Annotated in this window: 12 protein-coding genes; 2 read left to right on the plus strand and 10 right to left on the minus strand. The window is 67.9% G+C overall.

The features are described 5' to 3' along the window. Window positions 1–207: 207 nt before the first annotated feature. From ACH4YP_RS11825 to ACH4YP_RS11835, 3 genes are all read right to left on the minus strand, one after another. Window positions 208–1,761 (minus strand): TerD family protein, encoded by a 1,554-nt coding sequence (locus ACH4YP_RS11825; RefSeq protein ID WP_398490423.1) that lies wholly within the window; start codon window positions 1,759–1,761, stop codon window positions 208–210. A gap of 514 nt (window positions 1,762–2,275) precedes the next feature. Next, window positions 2,276–3,943 (minus strand): hypothetical protein, encoded by a 1,668-nt coding sequence (locus tag ACH4YP_RS11830; protein WP_398490424.1) that lies wholly within the window; start codon window positions 3,941–3,943, stop codon window positions 2,276–2,278. Beyond that, window positions 3,940–7,584, minus strand: a complete 3,645-nt coding sequence (locus ACH4YP_RS11835) for an AAA domain-containing protein (protein ID WP_398490425.1) — start codon at window positions 7,582–7,584, stop codon at window positions 3,940–3,942. The genes ACH4YP_RS11830 and ACH4YP_RS11835 overlap by 4 nt, the downstream gene beginning before the upstream one ends. 943 nt (window positions 7,585–8,527) lie before the next feature. Here ACH4YP_RS11835 and ACH4YP_RS11840 point away from each other — a divergent pair. Then, complete coding sequence (locus ACH4YP_RS11840) at window positions 8,528–9,481, plus strand: restriction endonuclease (protein WP_398490426.1); 954 nt, start codon at window positions 8,528–8,530, stop codon at window positions 9,479–9,481. A gap of 21 nt (window positions 9,482–9,502) precedes the next feature. On the opposite strand, the gene ACH4YP_RS11845 is transcribed toward ACH4YP_RS11840, so the two are convergent. The 7 genes from ACH4YP_RS11845 to ACH4YP_RS11875 form a co-directional block, all read right to left on the minus strand. Beyond that, entirely contained in the window at window positions 9,503–9,751 is a 249-nt protein-coding gene (locus tag ACH4YP_RS11845) for a hypothetical protein (RefSeq protein WP_398490427.1), read from the minus strand. A gap of 33 nt (window positions 9,752–9,784) precedes the next feature. Then, complete coding sequence (locus ACH4YP_RS11850) at window positions 9,785–10,762, minus strand: thiopeptide-type bacteriocin biosynthesis protein (RefSeq protein WP_398490428.1); 978 nt, start codon at window positions 10,760–10,762, stop codon at window positions 9,785–9,787. Window positions 10,763–10,791: 29 nt separating this feature from the next. Next, window positions 10,792–11,943, minus strand: coding sequence for a lanthionine synthetase C family protein (locus ACH4YP_RS11855; protein WP_398490429.1), 1,152 nt, complete (start codon window positions 11,941–11,943; stop codon window positions 10,792–10,794). After that, window positions 11,940–14,993 carry a lantibiotic dehydratase gene (locus ACH4YP_RS11860; protein WP_398490430.1) on the minus strand — a complete coding sequence of 1,018 codons (3,054 nt, stop codon included), beginning with the start codon at window positions 14,991–14,993 and terminating at the stop codon, window positions 11,940–11,942. Before ACH4YP_RS11860 ends, ACH4YP_RS11855 begins: the two co-directional genes overlap by 4 nt. Before the next feature lie 83 nt (window positions 14,994–15,076). Continuing rightward, window positions 15,077–15,268: an FxLD family lanthipeptide gene (locus tag ACH4YP_RS11865; protein WP_361057895.1), complete on the minus strand. Its 192-nt coding sequence runs from the start codon at window positions 15,266–15,268 to the stop codon at window positions 15,077–15,079. A 67-nt stretch (window positions 15,269–15,335) separates the two neighbouring features. Beyond that, window positions 15,336–16,565, minus strand: coding sequence for a methyltransferase, FxLD system (fxlM, locus tag ACH4YP_RS11870; RefSeq protein WP_398490431.1), 1,230 nt, complete (start codon window positions 16,563–16,565; stop codon window positions 15,336–15,338). A 95-nt stretch (window positions 16,566–16,660) separates the two neighbouring features. Further along, window positions 16,661–17,188 (minus strand): ATP-binding protein, encoded by a 528-nt coding sequence (locus ACH4YP_RS11875; RefSeq protein WP_398490432.1) that lies wholly within the window; start codon window positions 17,186–17,188, stop codon window positions 16,661–16,663. A 521-nt stretch (window positions 17,189–17,709) separates the two neighbouring features. Between ACH4YP_RS11875 and ACH4YP_RS11880 the strand changes: the two genes are divergently transcribed. Then, window positions 17,710–19,035, plus strand: a complete 1,326-nt coding sequence (locus tag ACH4YP_RS11880) for a DNA-binding protein (protein WP_361057901.1) — start codon at window positions 17,710–17,712, stop codon at window positions 19,033–19,035. The last annotated feature ends 3 nt before the right edge of the window (window positions 19,036–19,038 follow it).

Here is a 19,038-nt window from a genome sequence, read left to right on the forward strand (position 1 = left end):
CTCGCGGTTCCAGGCCGGCTACAGACCCGACGCGGTGGCGGGGTGCCGACTTGGCCGTAATCGTGACGGAGTCCACCTGCGACCAAAGCCGTAAGGACAGCAGGTGAGGACCCGGCGGGGACCACGAGATTTCAACCAGTGAGGGCCTGCGCCCAAGCTGTAACCAAAAGTTGTGCCGTTTTCCCAGGTCAGCGGCTGGATGCCCGGTCACGCCACGTCGACCCCATAAGCGCGTGCCAGCCCGTCGAGTCCTTCGGCCCAGCCTTGGCCGATCGCTCGCATCTTCCATGTGGGCTGGCCGTTCGTGGTGTGCCGGTAGAGCTCGGCGATGACCATGGCGCGGATGCTGGGGTCGGAGGGTGGCTGGAAGGTCCAGGCGGCTCCGGTGGCACAGTCCATGGACAGCGATGCGTACGTGAGTGCTCCGCAGGTCAGGCCGGTGTCGACGTCCATGTTGATCGCGACCGCGATGCGATGGATCTGTGCGGGCAGGGCAGCGAGGTGCACGGCGGCTCGTTCGACGGTGTGCTGACCCTCGGCTTGCTTTCCCAGAAGGCGGGCGGCGCCCTGGGCGCCGGAGGGTTGGTTGTAGAAGACGAAGTCCTCGTCGGAGGTCACCCGGCTTTGGTCATCGGTGAGGAACAGGGTGAGGTCCGCGTCGGCACCGGCGAAGGTGAAGGCGAACCGCAGCCCGTGCCAGGCCCCCTCGGGGAGAGTGAGTGTCTGCCCTGGGACGAGGGTCGCGGGCGGGGTGCCCGGAATCGGGACGGGTGCTACGGCCGCCAGCGGCTGTGGCGGGGCGGCGTCGCTCCTCCACTGTGCGAAGGGCCGGATCTGGTAGTGGTTGAGGGCCGGTTCGCCGTGGGCGGCCGGGACGTTGACACGGAGGTCGTTGTCCAGGCCGGCCAGCGTGGCGTCGCCGGAAGCGCTGTCGTCCTGAGCGTGGTCGAGCAGGTTCTGCAGGCCGGGCAGGCGACTGGTATCCAGGGGTTTGATGGTGCCCGACGGGTTCCCGGAAGCCGTTGTGGTGACCGAGCAGGCGACGTCCTGGCCGAGGTCGAGGAACCGCAGCGCGTCTTCCGTCTCCCGCCATGGGACTGATTCGATCGCCTGGCGCGTCCATCGGCCGTACGCCACGAACCCAAGCCGTTGCGTGTCGGGCAGCCGCGTGAGCACGACCAGGTCGATGGCGGTGATCGCCGGCGCGGTGGCGAAGCCCTCCTTGAGCGTGGCGACGATGTTGGAGCCCATGGAGGTCAGCCACCACAGGGTGCGGTCTCGTTTGGTGAGGGTCTTGAGGGTGGGGCGTCCGCTGGGGGTGACGCCAGGTGTCTGGCCGGGCAGCGAATCGATGTCCTGGTGCCGCATGACCACCGACAGCACTGCACCGTCGACTCCTACGGCGCAACCCGCGGCCGGGTTGTCGGAGAAGGCGTAGTTGACCGCTTCGCAGACGGTCTCCTCGTCGTTGGCCATGAGGGCCCGCCACCACTGATCGGCCTCGGCGGTGAGCTGTCCGTGGACGGTACGGAGGCGAGCTTGCTCGGAGGCCAGGTAAGCCGGTGCGTCTTCTTCGGCCTTTCGCTTGGCAGCCGCTCGCTCGGCACGTGCGAACACGCCGAGACCGGTGAGGTGAAAGGACTGGGCTTCTGACAGTGCCCAGGGCAGGCCGAGTTGGGGAGGCCCCGGCACCGCAGGCGGATGGACCGGCGGGAAGTTCTGCAGGTGCACGCTGGTCGTCTGCTGCCGTAGCTCTCGCAACTGGGCGATTGCGGCATCCCGTTCAGCTTCTTGCTGGGCCCGTTCGGCTTGGCGCCGAACACGGTCCAGTTGGGCCGCGGACGGGGCGACGGTTCGGGAACGCGTGGTGCGGCTCGTGCTGGTGCGGCGACGCCCTCCGCTGAGTGAGCTGGAAGCGTAGAACGGGCCCAGACCGGACGAGACCCGGGTGCCCCCGCTGCCCATGCTGATGCGTGCCGCCCGGGGGCCGACGGAAGTCCGTACCCCTCGCGTCGAAACGCGCACGCTCATCCCCGGCACACCCACGCGAAAGCCGAAGCTCATGACGTCTCCCCTTTCCCTGCGAGGCAGGAGTCTCTCACCGCTCAGGAGCCGCCAGACAAAAGCGGGGCTCGCTGTGAGTAAGGCCGTAACACAGCGTCCGACCAGGGGCTGCAGGTGGGGGCGCGACGATATAGCGGCCAGCCAGGTCGGTGAGACTTTTCGGGGAACCCGCGCCAGGAGCCTCTCGCTGCCGTGATGGCGGCGCGGGAGATCACTCTCTAGGCATGGCCAAAGCCTCCGGGCGACGGATCACCGCCGAGATGCCGCGGATGCCCACTGCAGACCCGTTCTCGTGCCGACATGCGCCACCAATCCGCAGGGCGTTGCCTTCAGAACCCTGCGGGACCTGGGCGTGCTCGTCGTCCACGATCAGCTCGGCGAGGACCTGATCCTGATCCTTCAAGTGGTCTCCCCGAGCCGCGGAGACTGCGGTGTTGTCCTGGCAGCGGTCCGCCACGCGTCGCCATCGGTCGGCGGAATCCGGATCACCGCTCCACATCCATAGACCTGCGGCTGCCCTTGCCACTTGAGCCATGAACTCGGTTCCGCCCACGTGGACTGAGCGTGCCTGCAATGAGCCCGGCGACCCGGCCCATGCGTAGTCACCGATGACCGCTTCGAGGGCACCGTCCTTCCCATCGAAGATCAGGAGGCCAGCGCCGCTGCCTGTCGGCTCCTTGGCTGGTTTCACGAGATCCCGGCCCACACGTTGCGCAGCGTGGTAGCCGATCCGGTTCAGTAGGTCGACGACGGCCTGGGGGGTGGTTCCCTCGTCCGTGTCGCCGTAGAGGACATCCACGCGTACCCCCCGCGACACCGCGGCCTGGATCGCGTTGCCGAGCTTCGACAGGCTCTCCGCGTTCACCGTGGGCGAGGCGATCAGGACGTGCTTCGCTGCCGTGGCCAGCGCCTCGGTGATCAGGAGTTGGTGGGAATCCTCGCCGGACACTTCCGAGAACAAGGTGGCTTTGATCGATTGTTCCGAGAAACCGTCACCGCCGTTTCCGAGAGGATCGGCTTCGTTCAGCCAGGGGAAAGTGGCGTCTGTCTGGGGGAGCGTCGAGGCCCCGACCGCGGAGGCCGGGGATCTCCGCCCCGCGATGCTCAGCGGTGTCGGGCGGTGCGCCTGGCCGGTGGCGGGCGGCGGAGCCAGTACCAGGGGTGATTCTTTCCCGGCGGTCTGCGGCGCCGGCTGGAGGTTCGGGGCGGCGTCCAGCTCCTCCTGCCTGGCCTGCGCTACGGCTAGGATTTCGGCCGACAGCGCCTGATGCCAGCCCCGAGGAAGTCCCGTGATGGCTTGGTCGGCGAGATCGACGCGCACAGGGAGGTAGCGGCCGGTTGTCACGAGCCTGGGCCGTCCGATGCTGCGCACCCACTCGTCGCTGGCGCGCGGCAGCAGCTTCTGAACCTGGGACTCGTCCAGAGCACTGCCTCGGATACGCAAGGGCGTGGACGGGTTGAGGTCCAGCCGCGCCTCCTGCTTCGAGACGGTCGGCACTTCACCACGCCTGGCCAGCTGTCCTGCAGTGCGATCGCAGACGACCGTGCAGGGCGGGGCTGGAGCCACGACGACCGATGCCGGGTCCTTTCCCGACGAGCATGCCTGCTGCCCTTCGTCGGTGAGGACGAAAGTGGCTTCCCGGCCGCTGGTGACGGCGAACCAGCCAGCACCGACCAGAGTCACTACGGCTTCGACCATCAGTCGTTCGTGGACCCGGAAGGTGTCGCACAGCGAGGTCAGGGTTGCGCCCTGGTGGGGGGCGACACCAGCGTGTGCGGCGATCACTTCCAGGACCCGCCTCTCCAGACGGCTGTACGGGCGGCCCCGGGCCACGCTGAAGTTGACGCTGAACATGCTCACAGGTACGAGGACGATCAAGAGTTCTCCCTGAGGTCAGCCGGGATACGCACAGCCCTGCCGTCCAGGAACCATTCGTCGAGCAGGGTGACAATCTTCTTGAAGGACCACAGGGGCTGGGACTCATCCGCGAGAGGTACTGCCTGAACCTGGTGGAGGAAGAAGTCCCAGGACCCGACGAGGATCAGCATGCGCTCCGCCCGAGAGAGGAGCACGTTCATCCGGCCCGGGTCATCGAGGAACCCCAGGCCGCGGCCGATTTCCTCCTCGTTGTTGCGGACCAGGCTGATGGCGACGATGTCCGCCTGGTTGCCCTGGAAGGAGTCGACGGTGTGGGTGGGGAACCGGTTGCCGTCGATCGCTTCGGCTTTGAGACCGAGCTGGACCTGTAGTCCGGCAGGCAGGATCGTGCCCCGCAACTGCTGGCTGAGCAGGCTCACCTGCCGGGAGTACGGGGCCAGCACCGCGAGCTTGCCCTGGCATCCGCCATCCGGTCCCAGATCCCGGAGGAAGTTGGCGAGCGCGCGCGCCTCCGCTGGATTGGTGTACGGCGACTGCCCGCTGTTCGGGCCGACCTCGCGGGTAGTGGCGTCCTTGCGGCACCACGGTACGTCGAGCCAGACCACGGCCCGGTCACGGATGCCGTGCGGGGTGTGGAAGCCGTGACGCACGCGCTCCACCGGTTCGTCCTTCTCGTCTAGGGTGCGGTTCACCAGTCGCCCCTGGTAGTACGCCTCGGAGATGAGGCGGCCGATGTCTGGGTGCATGCGGTGCTGGCCGATCAACTGCCCCGCAGACGCTCCCTTCGCTTCGGTGTCCGTGACGAGACGGTCGGCACCTGTGGCCACGGCGCAGTACTCGTACAGGCGGTGGAAGGTCCTCAGCCACTCCTTGGCGTACTCGCGGAACTCGTCTCGGTCTGTCCGGCTGCGCCGTTCCCATGAGTCGAGCCATTCGTGGTCGAGCAGGCCGGACGCCCTCACTTTGAGGCGGCTGAGGGTCTGCGCCACCGGGTCCAGCTTCTCGATTCCCTGCTGGTAGTCCTCGTACCGGTAGGGATCCAGTTGCTTGTGGTCGCCGATCAGCAACCAGCGATGACCTGCCTGCAGTGGCAGCGCGAGGTCGAACGCGTGCGCCTTGCCCGCCTCCTCGACGATTGACCAGTCGAACGCCTGGCCTGCGGCGAGGGCGACCAAGTCGCCGGCACTGGTGGTGCAGTACGTGAGGTTCGCGCCGCGTTTGACCAGTTCGACGAAGTCCGACGAGCGGCGGCCGAGATCCCCTTGCTCCTGCATCATGTTGATCTCACTGACCATGGCCTTCGCGTCCTCCAGCCAGGCGAGCTGAACCTCGCTGGGGGAACTCGTGGCACTGAGTTGGGAGATGCTGCGTTGGAGCACTTGCCTGGCCACGCCCTCGACACCGTCCTCCGGCAGTGCGGTTCCGGCCTTGTGGGGTCCTCGCAGCCGGATCTGCAGTGGCCTGTCAGTTTCGGGTACGTCCTGGAACGCCTCACCCACCTTCGACCTGAGCACGTCGACGGCTCCGTGGGCCTGGGCCGTGACCAGTACCTGGACGACGGGATCCTCTGCGAGGATCTCACGCAGCAGCCAGGCGACGAGGGTGGTCTTGCCTGTACCGGGCGGCCCTTGCAACGTGTAGATGGGTCGCACCCGGAGGATGTCCTCGATGCTGGCGCGTTTGGGCTCGTCGACCCGTTCGTGGTCAAGTTCGACTGGAAGCTCGGAAGCGCCTGTGTCCATGCGGACGTGGCTCGGGGTGGCCAACGACCGCAAGAGGTATCCATGCTGGTCGAGGGCATCGATGGCCTTCTTTCGACGCCGGAACAGGCTGATCTGTCCGGGCATGCCGGCGCTGCGGAGGAATCCCTCCGTCTCCAGCTTTACGCGACCCTTGCTTAGGCCGGGGCGGCTGAGCGTGACGAACTCGGTTGCTTGGTCCATGGCATCGACCTGCCACACGTTGCCGTCGTCGTCGGAATGGGGATCCCGCGGCGGGAGTTTCAAACGGGCGCCGTCGCGGGCTCCCGACAGGATGACCTTGGACCGGTCGCTGCCCCGAACTTCCTTCTGCAAGAAGTCGATCAAGTCCACTTGGAACGCTTCGAAGACTTCGTGTCCTTCCGGGCGCGCGCGCTCCTTGACCACGGCCCACTCCACCCCGTCCTCCAGCCACGGGCCGCGGACGACCTCGTACGGGAAGATTTGTGAGTCGAGGAGAAGCAGCTCGATCTGGTTACTCACACGGACGAACTCGTGGAAGCGACTGAGCTCGCGTGAGATCTGCGCACTGCGGTCGATCTTCGGCAGCACGGGCTCCCATGACGTGGCGTTCTGCGCGATCGTACGGTCGCGGGCCACCTCGTCCCTGGCATAGGCGAACACGCGGCCGGGCGGGAGTTCGCGGAAGCTGTCGTCGCCCTCGCTGAAGAGCAGTGGCTGGGCGGACCGGCAGTCCGCGACCTGCCAGCTGGACGTTCCGTCCTTCCCCCGGTGCATCGTAATCTTCAGACTGAGCCTGCCGCCGACGAGGATGAAGTACGGCCTGCCCGGGACGGCGTACAAAAGAGGCTTCTGCAGGTCCTGGCGGACGAACTCGCATGCCTCCTTTCGGTGGACCGGATCCCCGGGGATAAAGGTCCCCATGGTGTCGAGCCGCAAGTGGTCGCGCAGCCCGCTCTCCATCAGGTGATCGATGAACTCCAGCCGCCGCAGATCGAGGGCAAGGACGTACTGCACGTCCTCCTGCTGGGTGCGCAGGGGGTTTGCCAGGGCCCGCGCGATGTCCTGGATCCGACTGATGATGTCGTACGGCGCGGTCAGGCGCTCCAGTGGATCTGCGGCGACGAGGTCCAGCAGCAGCTTGCGCTCGGCCTCGGTCAGCTCGTGCTTGGCGGTGTCGATGGCCTTGAGTACCCGTGCGTGACGCTCGGGCGGGGCATTAGTGGTGAAGCGTTCGAGGTCGAGCAGCAGCCGTGCGCAGAGGATGCCAAGGGCGAACCAGTCGTCGTCCTGCCGCCAGGCGGTTAAGCCTCCCACAGTGCGCTCCGGCGGAACCGGCCAGCCGTCAGGAGGCTGGGTCCCCACCGGCCGACCTAGTTTGACGGACCATTCGAAGCCGCCGAGCCGAAGGGATTCGGCGCCGAGGTCCTCGTCGAAGAAGATGGAATCGAGGTCCACGCCCCGGTGCAGGACCTGTCGCTCGTGTAGAAGGTTCAGCCCCGTGGCGACGCGCCGCAGGCCGCCCCACAACTGTTCGCGCGCGGCCGTTCCCCGGTTCGAGAGCCACGGGTAGCGGGCGCGGTGCTGCAACGCGTCGGCGACGCGCTTGTAGCCCGGTGCCTCCAGGACCATGACGAAGCACTGGTGGTCCCGGTCGAGGCCGGCGTCCTTGAGTACGACCAGTGCGTCGTCCGATCTCGGGCTGCTCGCGACCTTGTACAGGGTGCGCAGTTCCTGGTCCCACAGGGCGCGTTGCACCCGGTCCGGCTGCTCGCCCTCATACGTCCACGTCTTGAGCAGGTACGTGTAGCCGTCGCTGAACGCCTCCCAGATCTGGGATTCGCCATCACCTGTATGTGGACCCCCGGTGATTTCGTACCTGTTCCGCAGAAGCAACGTCCCGACGGTGGGAGTCGTCATCCATCCACCTTCATGAGCTGGAGAGAACGGCTGAGCAGACACTGCGGCGGCCCGATCCGGCTGCCGGATGGAAGGTGATCCTACTCACGTTCACTGAACCACTGTGGCCGGTTCCGGACGTATTGCTCGTGCAACTTGGCTATAGCTTGAGGCAATTGCTATATGCGGCGATGGTGCGCGGGCGTCCTCGAGGACCGTGTCGGCCACTGGATCCAGCCCTGTGTCCGTGTCTGTGTCCGTGAGGGTCACGCGCTCTCGCCGTTCGTCGTGGCGCTGTCCGTGGCGAGTTGGCCGAGCATCGCGGAGAGCTTTCCCTGCACCTCAATGACAGTGCGGGTCTTGCCCAACTCGGTTTCCAGCCGGGCGACCTGGGGTTGCAGGCGGGTGATCTCCTTGTCCCTCGGGTCGGCCTTTGGTCACTCCGCCGGCGCGGCGAGCGCCGCCTCGGCGCCCTTGTCCCGTTGCTGCCGCCAAGTCGTGATCAGTGACGAGTGCAAGCCCTCCCTGCGCAGCAAGGGCCCCTTGCCCTGCTTAGCCAAGGTCTCGTACTCGGCCAGGATCTTCGCCTTGCACTCCGGCGCGGCCCGGGCGATCGGGGTGTCACCTGCGGATCCGGGTTCCCGTGGCTGTTGGTGCTGGCCACCGCGGGCACTCCTCCTTCTCCGCCCTCGACTGAGCGAATCGGTAACTTTGCCCGACTTATCACGCTTTGATAGAGGGGGATGCGCGTCTGTGACGACAAGAGTCTTCGGGTGGCGGTGACGGTTTCGGTGTCGGCTGGGGAGGGGCTTGAACCTCGGCTGGGGCATCTCGCGAGCTGCTTTCCCGATAGCCCGTCATGCGGTCGCTGACCGCCTACGGCCACTGAGCCGCCTTGGGCCTAGGATCATGTCCGGAACACTGCTGGGGGTCTGCTAAAGGATTGCGGAGGAGACCGGTACGCATGTGGTTCGGGAACCCCGGTCACGTCAGCGACTTCACGGTTCGCTCGACGGCGGAGAAAGCCCTTGCGAGCATGCCTGGCGGTCAGCGCGCTGTATGGACGAAAGCCATGGAGGAGGCGCGCGAGGACATCCTCGGCAGCGGAACCGTGCTGGAGTCGAAGCAGTACACAGGCACGTACGATCACCGGTACGACTCGTGGGACATGCCTGTCGAGTTGGGTATCGGTATCTCGGCTGTCGATGACGGCAAAGCCACCGTGAGGCTCGTTCAGTATCGTATCGGGGAATTCGACACCACCTGCCAGGTCGTGTCCTATGTCAACGGCAGTCGGCTGTTCCACACCGTGACTGTGGGCGAGATCCTGCCCGCAGGGGCCCGGACCAACTACAGCTCGGACGATTACACGCGCCGACTCCGTGAGGCGGATGACGCTTACCGCGCTCTTAAAACGGTCTTTGAGACCTCCGACGGCCGTGCGGAGCGGTATCAGGATCTTCTTCGATTGACTGCGTTCCTGAAGGAGCAGGCGCGTGCCCTGGAGAAGCCCGCGCCTGCTCTTGCCGCGTCGCGCGTGGCACCCGACTGGTTTGCCTTGTCTCCTGCCGAGTTCGAGCATGCCGTCGCTGATTTGTGTCGTAAGGACGGCTGTACCCGTGTGCAGATAACCGGTGGGGCTGGCGACCTCGGGGCGGACGTCATCGCCTACGCCCCTGACGGGCGCAAGATTGTGATCCAGTGCAAGCAATATCGGGGCAAGGTTGCCAGCCCTGATCTGCAGAAGTTCGCCGGCACTGTGTTTCACGTCCACCATGCGGACATGGCTTTGCTCGTGACCACCGGAGGCATCACCGTCCCCGCAGCGAGACTGGCCAAGGCTGCCGGCATCCAGATCGTCCATGCCGATCGTCTAGACCGGTGGGCCGATGGTAGTGGCCAGCCTCCTTGGGTGTGAGTGCCGTCCTGCCATGTCGGCCTACCGATGGATCCTGGACGGCACGGTCGGCGTGAGCCGCGTGCCGGTCGCCTCGGGATACGACATCGGGCTCTCCGCCGCGTCGAAGGACTGAACTCCCGGTGCCTCGTGCTCGGTTTCGAGGATCTCCCGCGCGTGCATATTGGTGGAGCACCGGTCGACTTCCGCAATGCCCACCCAGAGGCTGCCTTCGCCGTCGGCTACTGCTTGCTTGCACGCGTCGCAGATGGCGATCAGTTCATACACCACGGTCGGTCCTTGAGGAGGTCTCGTCGCGACGGGCTAGCTTCCGAGGATGGTCTCTCGTGCCGCCCGTGACCAGATGGCCTGCTGACGCGTGGTGAAGCCCATGCGGTTCCAGTGGAACAGGATGTGGCGGGCGAGGATGCCGCGTGTGCCGAGGACGAGTTGTCCTTCGCGGCCGGCGTTCCCGAGGGCCTGGCCGCCGCGCTCGATCGCGTCGGCCCACTCGGCGAGGGGAGCCAGAGGGTTGCCGCCGGTGAGGGCAGTTGTGGTGTCGGCCGTCAGGAGCTTGCGCACCGTGCCGCTCATGGCGGTCACCCGCTCCGGCGGAACATCGTCGGGGAGAGGGCGCTTGGCTTCGACGTGCGCCCACACGTCGCCCTGCTCGCTCCATTCCTGGTCGGCGGCGCGCAGAAACAGGGCGGTGATGATCAGCGAGGTCGTCTTCGCGTCGGGCGGGAAGCTGTCTTCTGCTGCCGGACCATGCAGGTAGTCGAGAACTCCCACGCTGTCCGCATGGAACAAGGCGTGGGTGATCCTCATCCCGTCAGTGCCGCCGAAGGCCACCGTCTCGGCCTTGTACGGCGACGGCCACCAGCGCTTGACCACGCCCCACGACACCGCGCTGTCGAGAGCCGCATGGATGGGCTCCGATGCGCAGTCGCCCATCGGTTGCGGGCCGGGAACGACACGGAGACGCCAGCATGGGAACTTGCGGACGAACCACCAGGCGCCGATGGCCCCGATGTCGCAGGCTTCGCGTAGAGACGGCAGCAGGTAGACGAGGAAGGCGCGTTGGGCGGTCGGGTAGTCGGTGAACTCGATGTTCACCTGCTGCCAGTCGGAGGTGAACGATCGTGCGTCGAGTGCTGTTCGTCCAGCGGCGCAGTACAGCTTGACGGTTTCGGCCAGGTGTTCCGGTGAGGAGTGCAGCCGGGCGGCGACCGTCTCGATCGGCGTGCCGGCCAAGACGGCGTGGACGGCTCGTTCTGCCGTTCTGGTGTCGTGCAGGTCCACCTCTTCCTCCTTTCGGGGTCTCTGTCATGTCAGGCGAGAAGCAGGCAGGCATCCCAGTCTCTGGCCGGTACCTCGTCGGTTTCGATGCCTTGGAAGGCGAGCGCGGCTCCGGCCGTGCCTTCGAGGAACCCGGCTTCCGTAGGTGTCTCGGCGGCGAGGAAAAGTTCGGTGAGATGCGGCAGGAAGCTGGTGAAGGCGGCAGGTTCGTCGGCATCCTGGGCGACGCGCTGAACTACCCGTATGAGGCCGCCGATGCCGTGGCACAGGCCCCGACCGGTGAGTTGGTCGAGTTGGAGAGGGTCGGCCAGGCAGTGCAGGAGTGCTCGTTCGGCAATGCGTTTGCGGTTGGTGTCGCCGAGGGCGATGGCGGTGAGTTGCTGGGCGCGGGTGAGGCCGGGGGTGCCGTAGCACCAGGATGGTGCGGCCGGGTGCGTGGGGCTCAGGGTGGTGTCGGTGGTCCAGCGTGGCCATCGGGTGCCTCGGTGGTCGTCGACGCGTATGTGGTCCAGCCAGTGGCAGATGCGCAGCATCGCCTCCTGGTGGCCGGGCACGGTGGTGCCGCGCAGGTGGGCGAGTGCGAGGAGGGCCAGGGGCCCGGTGATGCCGTGGGCCAGCCCGGCGTTGGCGTGGCCGTCGGGGGTGGGTGCGCTGAGGCTGACGGGGCTGTGCCCCACCCACCAGCCGGGCCGTGGGCGTCCGCCGGGGCCGGGGAGCGGCTCGGTCAGGCGCACCAGGTATTCCAGGACGCCTTTGAGTTCTGGGCCGTCGGGGGTGCGGCGTACGAGGAGGGCTCCGAGGCCGGTGAGGCCGCGCAGTAGGTCGTACTCGGCGAAGCTGGTGGGTCGGCCCTGATCGATACGGGTGTGGGCGGCCTCCAGGCGGCTTCGGGTGTGCGTTGCCACGATGCGGTCGAGGGTGTTGAGGGCGCCGGCGTATTGGTTGCCGTCGGCGGCGGTTATGTGCAAGGCGTACGCCATCGCGGGTGCGCCGAGGAACAGGCCCGCTTGGCCGCCGTCGATCAGTGGGCCGACGGCGGCGAGTCGACGGTGGACGGCCTGCCACGATCCACGGCCTTGGCGGGCGTGTTCGATGTGGAGCAGGGCGATACCCAGGGGGCCGTGGGCGAGGGACTGCCGGAAGGCGGTGTCCTGCTCGGGGATGGGTCTGACGCCGGTGGTCACCGTGGTGCTCCTTCGGTGCGGGCGCTCCAGGACAGGGCGGCGGTGCGGGCCAGATGGCGGCAGATGGTCTCGTTGTCGGGATCGATGCCGGCTGCCCGGTTGTGGTGCATGTGCAGCAGAGACGGCAGTACGTCGGTGGGTTCGGCGCCGTGGTCGGTGAGGGCGGTCCGGTACGTCTCCAGTGCGGCGCGGCGACTGGCCCAGGCAGTGACGACGCGTTCGCCGCCTGGCAGGGCTCGTAGCGCGGTGAAGTCGCTGTCCGGGGCGGTCAGTTGTATGGCCAGTGCTTGGAGATCACGCGAAGGCATCTCGCCTTCCCCTTTGAGTAGGTGCTCGGTCAGCCAGCGGCGCCCGGCCGCCGGGCTGCCGGTGAACGTGGCGGCGATGTCCACGAAACTGGCCGCGGTGACGGCTGGCTGCAGGTGGGGAAGCAGGCCGAGCGTCCATTGGGCGATAGCGGCGGTGGAGTCGGCAGCGAAAGCACGCTCGGCGGCGGCCAGGGTGTCGCCTGTGCCGTAGCGACCGGTTTCCGGTTCGTCGGTGTCCCACTGGATGCTGCGGATCAGTCCGGTGTTGCGGAGTTCCGCCGCCCAGGCTCCGACGTGCTGCGCGGCGGTGCCGAAGGCATCGGGGGCCGGCAGTCGGAGGCGCAGACGCAGATGGGTGTCCGGATCGCTGTAGCGCGTGTACCACCACAACGGCTCGCCGCCTGCCCAGTCCTGGAACAGACCGGGCAGGTGTGTGGTCAGGATCTCCGGGACGCGTTTGGGGTGGCAGTAGATCTTCAGGTACGCCCATGGGGAGGTGCCCGGCAGACGCCCGCTGTCGCGCCGTACGACCGAAGTCGTTCGGGGGTGGTGCACTGCAGGCGGGAGGCTTGAGGCGAACGGCATGGTGATTTCGTGGGCGTGGCCGAGCCAGCCGTGTGCCTCGTCCTCGGGTGCCTCGTGCAGTGTCGCGGTGCCGGTGCGCTCCAACTCCACGCACAGGAGGTGTTGGTGGGTGGGGTGGTCGAGGTCGAGGCGGAGGCGCTGGTCGTCGGAGCCGAGGAAGACGGTGCGGGTTACGCCGTAGCGGCAGCGCCAGTTGGTGAGGCGGTGTAGCCGGCCGGGATTGTCGTTGTGGCCGAGGTCGCTTAGTCGCAGGCGCCAGCAGGCGGGCGAGAGGATGGTGCGGCCGGTGCGGACTTCGGGCAGGAAGGGGAGTCGGGCGGCGGCTCCCCAGGCGAAGGGGGTCAGCACGGCTGTGTGAGAGCGGTGCACCTCGGTGATGAAGCGGACCAACGGATGGGTGGCGTTGGTGAGTTCGACGGCGTTCATCATCGACGGCTCGATGAGTTTGCCGGTGGACAGCGAAGCCAGGTAGAGGCGCTTCGAGTCCGCGGTTACCGCGAGGTCGTCCAGGTCGAGTGTGGCGGCGGGGTTGTGTTCGCCCAGCGACAGCAGGTGGGGTGTGACGGCGAGGGCGCGGCTGACGTTCTGGGTGCGGTGGCGCAGCGGCGGGCTGGAGACCTGCGCTCGCTCCGCGTCGGCGGTGAGCGTGGGCATGGCCGCGTACGCGGCCGTCATGCGGTGGCGGTCGGCTGACTCCAGCATGGCCAGGAACCGGCCTGTCGTCGTGCCCGCCGCCTGAGACAGGCCCGCGATGCTCAGCGCGAACTGCCCCTGCTGCAGGGCATCCAGGGAGGTGGCGAGCACGGAGAAGCACAACTCGACATGGGCAGGGACCTGATTGACCTCATCGACGGCGAGCGCGGCAAGATCCTCTTCCGTCAGGACCACATTGCGTACCTGGTTCGCCGCCGCATGTTGGGCGAGGGACAGGAGGTGTTCGTCCCGGCGGGTTGTGCCTTGGACGGGGCGCTTGTGGACGGAGCCGCGGTAGCCCGCCGGAAAACCGAGGCCGATGTCTGGATCGGTGAGGTCGCGGACCGGGACGAGGGCGCCCATGCTGTAGCGCTCCAGGAAACGGGCGCGGTAGTCCTGCCAGGCCGGGGGCCCAGCCGGGAACGGCGAGATACGGGCCATGACTTGAAGGGCGTGTTCTGCTTCTCGGGCGACCTCGGCGGGCAGGACGACATCGCAGTCGGGCAGTAGATTCACCACCAGGGTCCGCTCGGTGACGCCGGGCAGGGCTGTCATGCGCTGGATGGCCTCGGTGCGTAGAGCCCGCTGTTCGTCGGCCGGGGCATGGTCGTGCCGGATCAGAAGCTGATGGATCTGCCGGAGTTGTCCAGCTGTTGCTGCCTGGGACTCGGTGCTGACGGCTGCCAGTTCTGCCAGTTCGGCCACCAGGTGCCCGAGGGCGTCGTCACAGGTCATGGGCGCCTGCAGGCTGGTGATGAGGGTTTGGTGTGCGACGAGGCTACGCACCATGTCCTCGATCACCAAGGTGGGTGTGTCTGAGTAGCCGGAGTGCAGTTTGGCGACGATGTCGTCGAACGTGATCGGCGAACGGGCGAGTTCGAGGACTGCCTCTGCAGCGGGTGTGCGGCGCAGGGTGACCTCGGCCGGATTGTCCTTGCCCGGCTGATGCGGTACGGCGATCCGGGTGCCCCGGACGATGCAGGTGGGATCGGCGATCACGGGCAGGCGTCGCAGCAGATCGGGGTTCTGCTCCAGGGCGGTGACGATCTCGCTGAGCCACTCGGCGTCGGCTCGGGCGAAAGCCCGGTGTCCGGCGCCCCATTGGACCTGAGCCCGGTTCCCGAGGTGTACGGGCGCGGGGCCGGCGAACAGGCCGAAGGGAGTGGCACGGTGCTGCATCCGCAGCAGGTAGCGAACCAGGGAGATGACCGTACGCCGGACGGTCCGGGGCCGCAGGCTACGGCGGTCGAGCACCTCGTGCACGGCCTCGACCAGAAGCGGGCTGGCGACCTCGATGGCAGCCGCCGTGGCATCGTCCCTCCAGACCTCGCCGATCCACTCCCGCCAGCGCTTCACATCGCTGGAGGAACTGCCGTCCAGGTCAGGCCAGGGAGGCACCTGGGCCGCCAGCGGCCGGGCGGCTGCCCTGATCAGAATCGCGTCAACGGCCTTGTACATCCCCATCCCATCCCCGTGGCTCCTTCGTCCGTCGTCCTGGGAGATGCGGGGCCGGGCCGAGGACGTCGGCCCGGCCCCGCACCGGTTGGTCAGCCTCCGATGCAGGTGCTGTTGGAACAGGCGGACTGGCAGGTCGCCCCGCAGCCGTCGCCGGTGTCGTTCAGAAGACCCGGCACGACCGGGGCGGACGCGATGGTCTCGATGTCGAGGTCGAAGTCCGTGTCGGCGGCGGCCGTGAAGTCCGTGGCGGCCTTGAGCGCGGTGCTGCCCTGCTGTGCCATCTCGAATTCCTCCTGTAGAGCTGGGTGGGATGTGCCTTGCTGTCCTGGCCGGTGGGTGCTGTCGGCGCTACGGCCAGGTGATCAGGACCCGCGTGTGGGGCCGGTCGACGACCCGGCCCTCGGGAAGCTGCCCGTCCGGCGTGGACGCCGGGTAGACCTCGACCTGTGCCCGGTTGTGGCGGTGCTCGCCGTCCCAGACCCGGATCTCCTCCACCAGGCGCTCGGCGACCTTCTGGCCGTGCGAGCCGTGTCCGATGGCGCCGAGCTCGAATCGGTCCGGGTTGTCCGTACGACGCACGGTGCGGTAGGCGAAGCTGTCCGCGTCGACCAGCGTGGGCACCCCGAGCGGCGAGGCGGAGGCGACCAGGCCGCGTTCGCGGGCAGCCTGTGTCGCGGCCAGAAGCGGCAGGTTGTCCAGCGCGGTCGTCAGCCACAGGTCCAGGTGCTCGCTGGACTCGTCACCGGCGAGCGCCACCCCGGACCAGGCTTCGGCGCGAGGGCTGCGCAGGGCGGCTCGCAGCCCGTCGGCATGGGGCTCGGGGTGGCCGTCCAGCCGCAGCCCGACCTCTTCGCCCTCGGTGTCGTGCAGGAGGACCAGGCGGACCCGGTTCTCGCCGACGCCCTGCATGGGCACGAAACCGCACAGCTCGACGCTGTCGCTCACCAGCCGGTCGCCGTGGCGGACGAGCGCGACGGTACGGGTCATGCCGCGCATCCGCAGGGGCACGACGACACGGCCGCCGTCGACGAGTTGTCCGGTCCAGGCCGGCGGGATGTCGGCGGCCTGGACGGTGACGATGACACGGTCGTACGGCGCGTGCTCGGCCATGCCGTATTCGCCGTCGGCGGTGATGACGCGCACCTGCTGGTCGTAGCCGGTGTCGGCCAGGAACTTCTCGGCGCGTGCGGTGACGTCGGGGTCGATGTCCACGGTGACGACGAGGCCCTCGGGGCCGACGATCTCGGCGAGGTAGGCGGCGTTGACGCCGCCGGAGCCGATCTCCAGGACGCGCATGCCGGGCCGGATGCCGGCCTGTTCGATCTGCATGGCCTGGATGCGGGCGGCGGACACCGAGCTGATGGCCACGCCGTCGGCGTCCTTCTTCGTGATCGCGGCGTTCTCGGCCTGGTACACCGCAGCCATGTCATCGTCGGGGGTGGCCAGATGTCGGGGGACCTTGCGGAACGCGGCCACCACGTGCGGGCTTCGGGCTGCATCGAGCGCGATCAGTTTCCGGACCATCGCGTCGCGCAATTGCTGGTCGGACGCGGGGGCTCCGTCGTCAGGGGCGGTCATGTCGGGGACGTTGTTCACGGGCTCCCTCTTTCTCGGCTGTGCCCGCCGAGCAGCGGCGTGCGCGTATGCGGTGCGGTTTCCGATGCTTGCTGTGGCTATGGCCTTGGCGAGGGTTTGCAGAGGGGCGCCGCCAGCCACATTTGTGTGACGAGCCCGAGAAGCCGCAGTCGGCGTTCGAGTTCGTCGGTGAGGCGGGTGGCCGTGGGACTCAGCGACCAGCTGCACCACACCCATTTACCGCGACTGTTCCCCCGCCTGCGGTATCCCCAGTCGTCCGAGAACGCCTCCACCAGGGCTAACCCGCGGCCGGACTCGTCGTCGGCCGACTCGCGGCACGGCACCGGAAGGGCGGGAGAGACGTCAGCGACCTCGACGAGAACCGTCTCGTCGCGCTGTTGCAGCACCATCACGATCGGTCCTGAGGCGTGCTGCAGGGCATTGGTCACGAGCTCTGACGCGACGAGCACCATGTCGTCCGTCAGGTTGTTGTCCAGGCCCCATGCGGCCAGCGCGTCGTGCACGGTCCTGCGCGCCCTGGACACGGCTTCCGGGCTGGGCTCCAGAAGCGTCGCGATCGCGCGCAGGATGCGGCCGACCGACGGCCGCGATTCGGTGGCCGTCATCATTCCCACCTGCGCAATGCGTCCTGGACCCGCCGTACGATTCCGGTGCTGTTGTTGAAACGGCTGGCCGAGGCGTGATCGGCGCTTTTACTGGCCGGAGTCGCCCACGGCTGCATGCGCAGGGGAGCGGGACAGGCCCGGCCACCCGGACGTAGAGGAAGCGGCCGTCTGCCCTGGAGGGCCAGTGGGGGGCTTTCCTGCATCACGGCGAGGCTCCTTGCGAAGGGACGGACAAGACCGAGCGGGATCTCAACCACCGTGTACGTTGCCGGTGATGGCTCCTCGCACTCGGTGACGGCGACCAGAGTGGGACTGATGCGGATCTCACCGCCATGGCCCAACAGATAGCGTCCGGCGCTCTTCCGGGTGACAAATGTCGCGCGGGGGTAGCGTCGAAGTGTCGTCTGAGCCAAGGGCGTTGCATGCGGAGCAGGTGACGGGATCCCCTGCATGCGAGGGAGCCGCAGGCCCAAGGCCGACGGCGGATGGTCAGTGGTCTTCTTGGCAGAGAGGGGCTGAAGATGGATGAACGTCCCAGGACGCTGCTCAAGGCTCTGGTGGCCCAACGCCACTGGCGCTACAGCGACTTCTTGGCCCACTTCACCCGCACCGCCGAGAAGGTCGTCAAGAAGGGCACGGCGAACCCGACGATCTCCGAGGCACAGTTCCGCCGCTGGACCGCAGGAACCATCCGGACCCTGCCCAGCCCGGACGCCTGCCGGGTACTGGAGGAGATGTTCGGCGTCACTGCCGCCGCCCTGTTCCAGGCGCCTCCCTCGCCCGAGTCACCCGCACCCGCGTTCAGCCTGAAAGACGAGATCGACATGACCGCACGCGACGCATCCAGCGAGGCCGGTGCCGCCGCCTCCGCGTCCATCTCCGACACCACCCTCGACCAGCTGCGAGACGACGTCGCCGAACTCGCCCGCCGCTACCACTCCTTCTCGGCATTCGAAGTCCTCCAGACCGCACGCAGGCTGAGGGAGGAGGCCGAACAGCACCGCGACCGCACCCAGGTGCCCGCCCAGCAACAGGACCTGCTGATCATCGCCGGCCAAGCCTGCGCACTGCTGTCCGCGGCGGCCTTCGACCTCGGATCCCTCGATGGCGCCACCCGCCTCGCCCGCGCCTCCGCCCTGTACGGCGAGACCGCCCGCTTCACACCGCTGCGGGCTTTCGCCGGAGGCGCTCTCGCCTACATCGCCTACTTCTCCGGCCGCCCTGCCGAGGCAGCCCAGATCGCGCAACGCGCGCAGATGTTCACCGGTCTCGGCGACGTCGCGCACCGCCGCCTGGCGGCCATCGAGGCACGCGCGCACGGCCACCGAGGTGATACCGCCTCCGCGCAGCGGGCCCTCGATGCCTCTCGTCGGGAGGGACGCGGTGAGACCGACGACCTGCACGACGGCGTGGCCGGCGAATTCGGCTTCCCCGGCGAGCGGTTGGCCATGTCCAACGCCTCGACCTGCCTGCTCCTCGGCGACGGTGAACAGGCCGAGGCCGCAGCCCGCACCGCCCTGGAGTTGGCGACCAGCAAGCCCGAGGCACACCGCTCCGCACGCGTCGTGGGTGGCGCCGCCGCAGACCTGGCCGCCGCCCGGCTGCTGAGCGGCGATCTCGACGGAGCCGCCGAAGCCCTCGAACGCGTCTGGATCGTGCCAGGTGAGCAACGCGCCACCGGCCTGCTGACCCGCACTGCGCGCATCCGCCGGGCCTTGACCGACGAACGCTTCCGCCGAACGCCCCTCGCCGACGAAATCGGCCAGCGACTGGAGCACTTCAGCCGACTCGCAGCTCAGCACCAGCTTGGTGCGGGCGCCGGAGCGGTGACCGTCCTGGAGGGGTGAGGG

The sequence above is a fragment of the Streptomyces sp. NPDC020747 genome (assembly GCF_044334695.1).
In the GTDB taxonomy this organism is placed as follows: Bacteria; Actinomycetota; Actinomycetes; order Streptomycetales; family Streptomycetaceae; genus Streptomyces.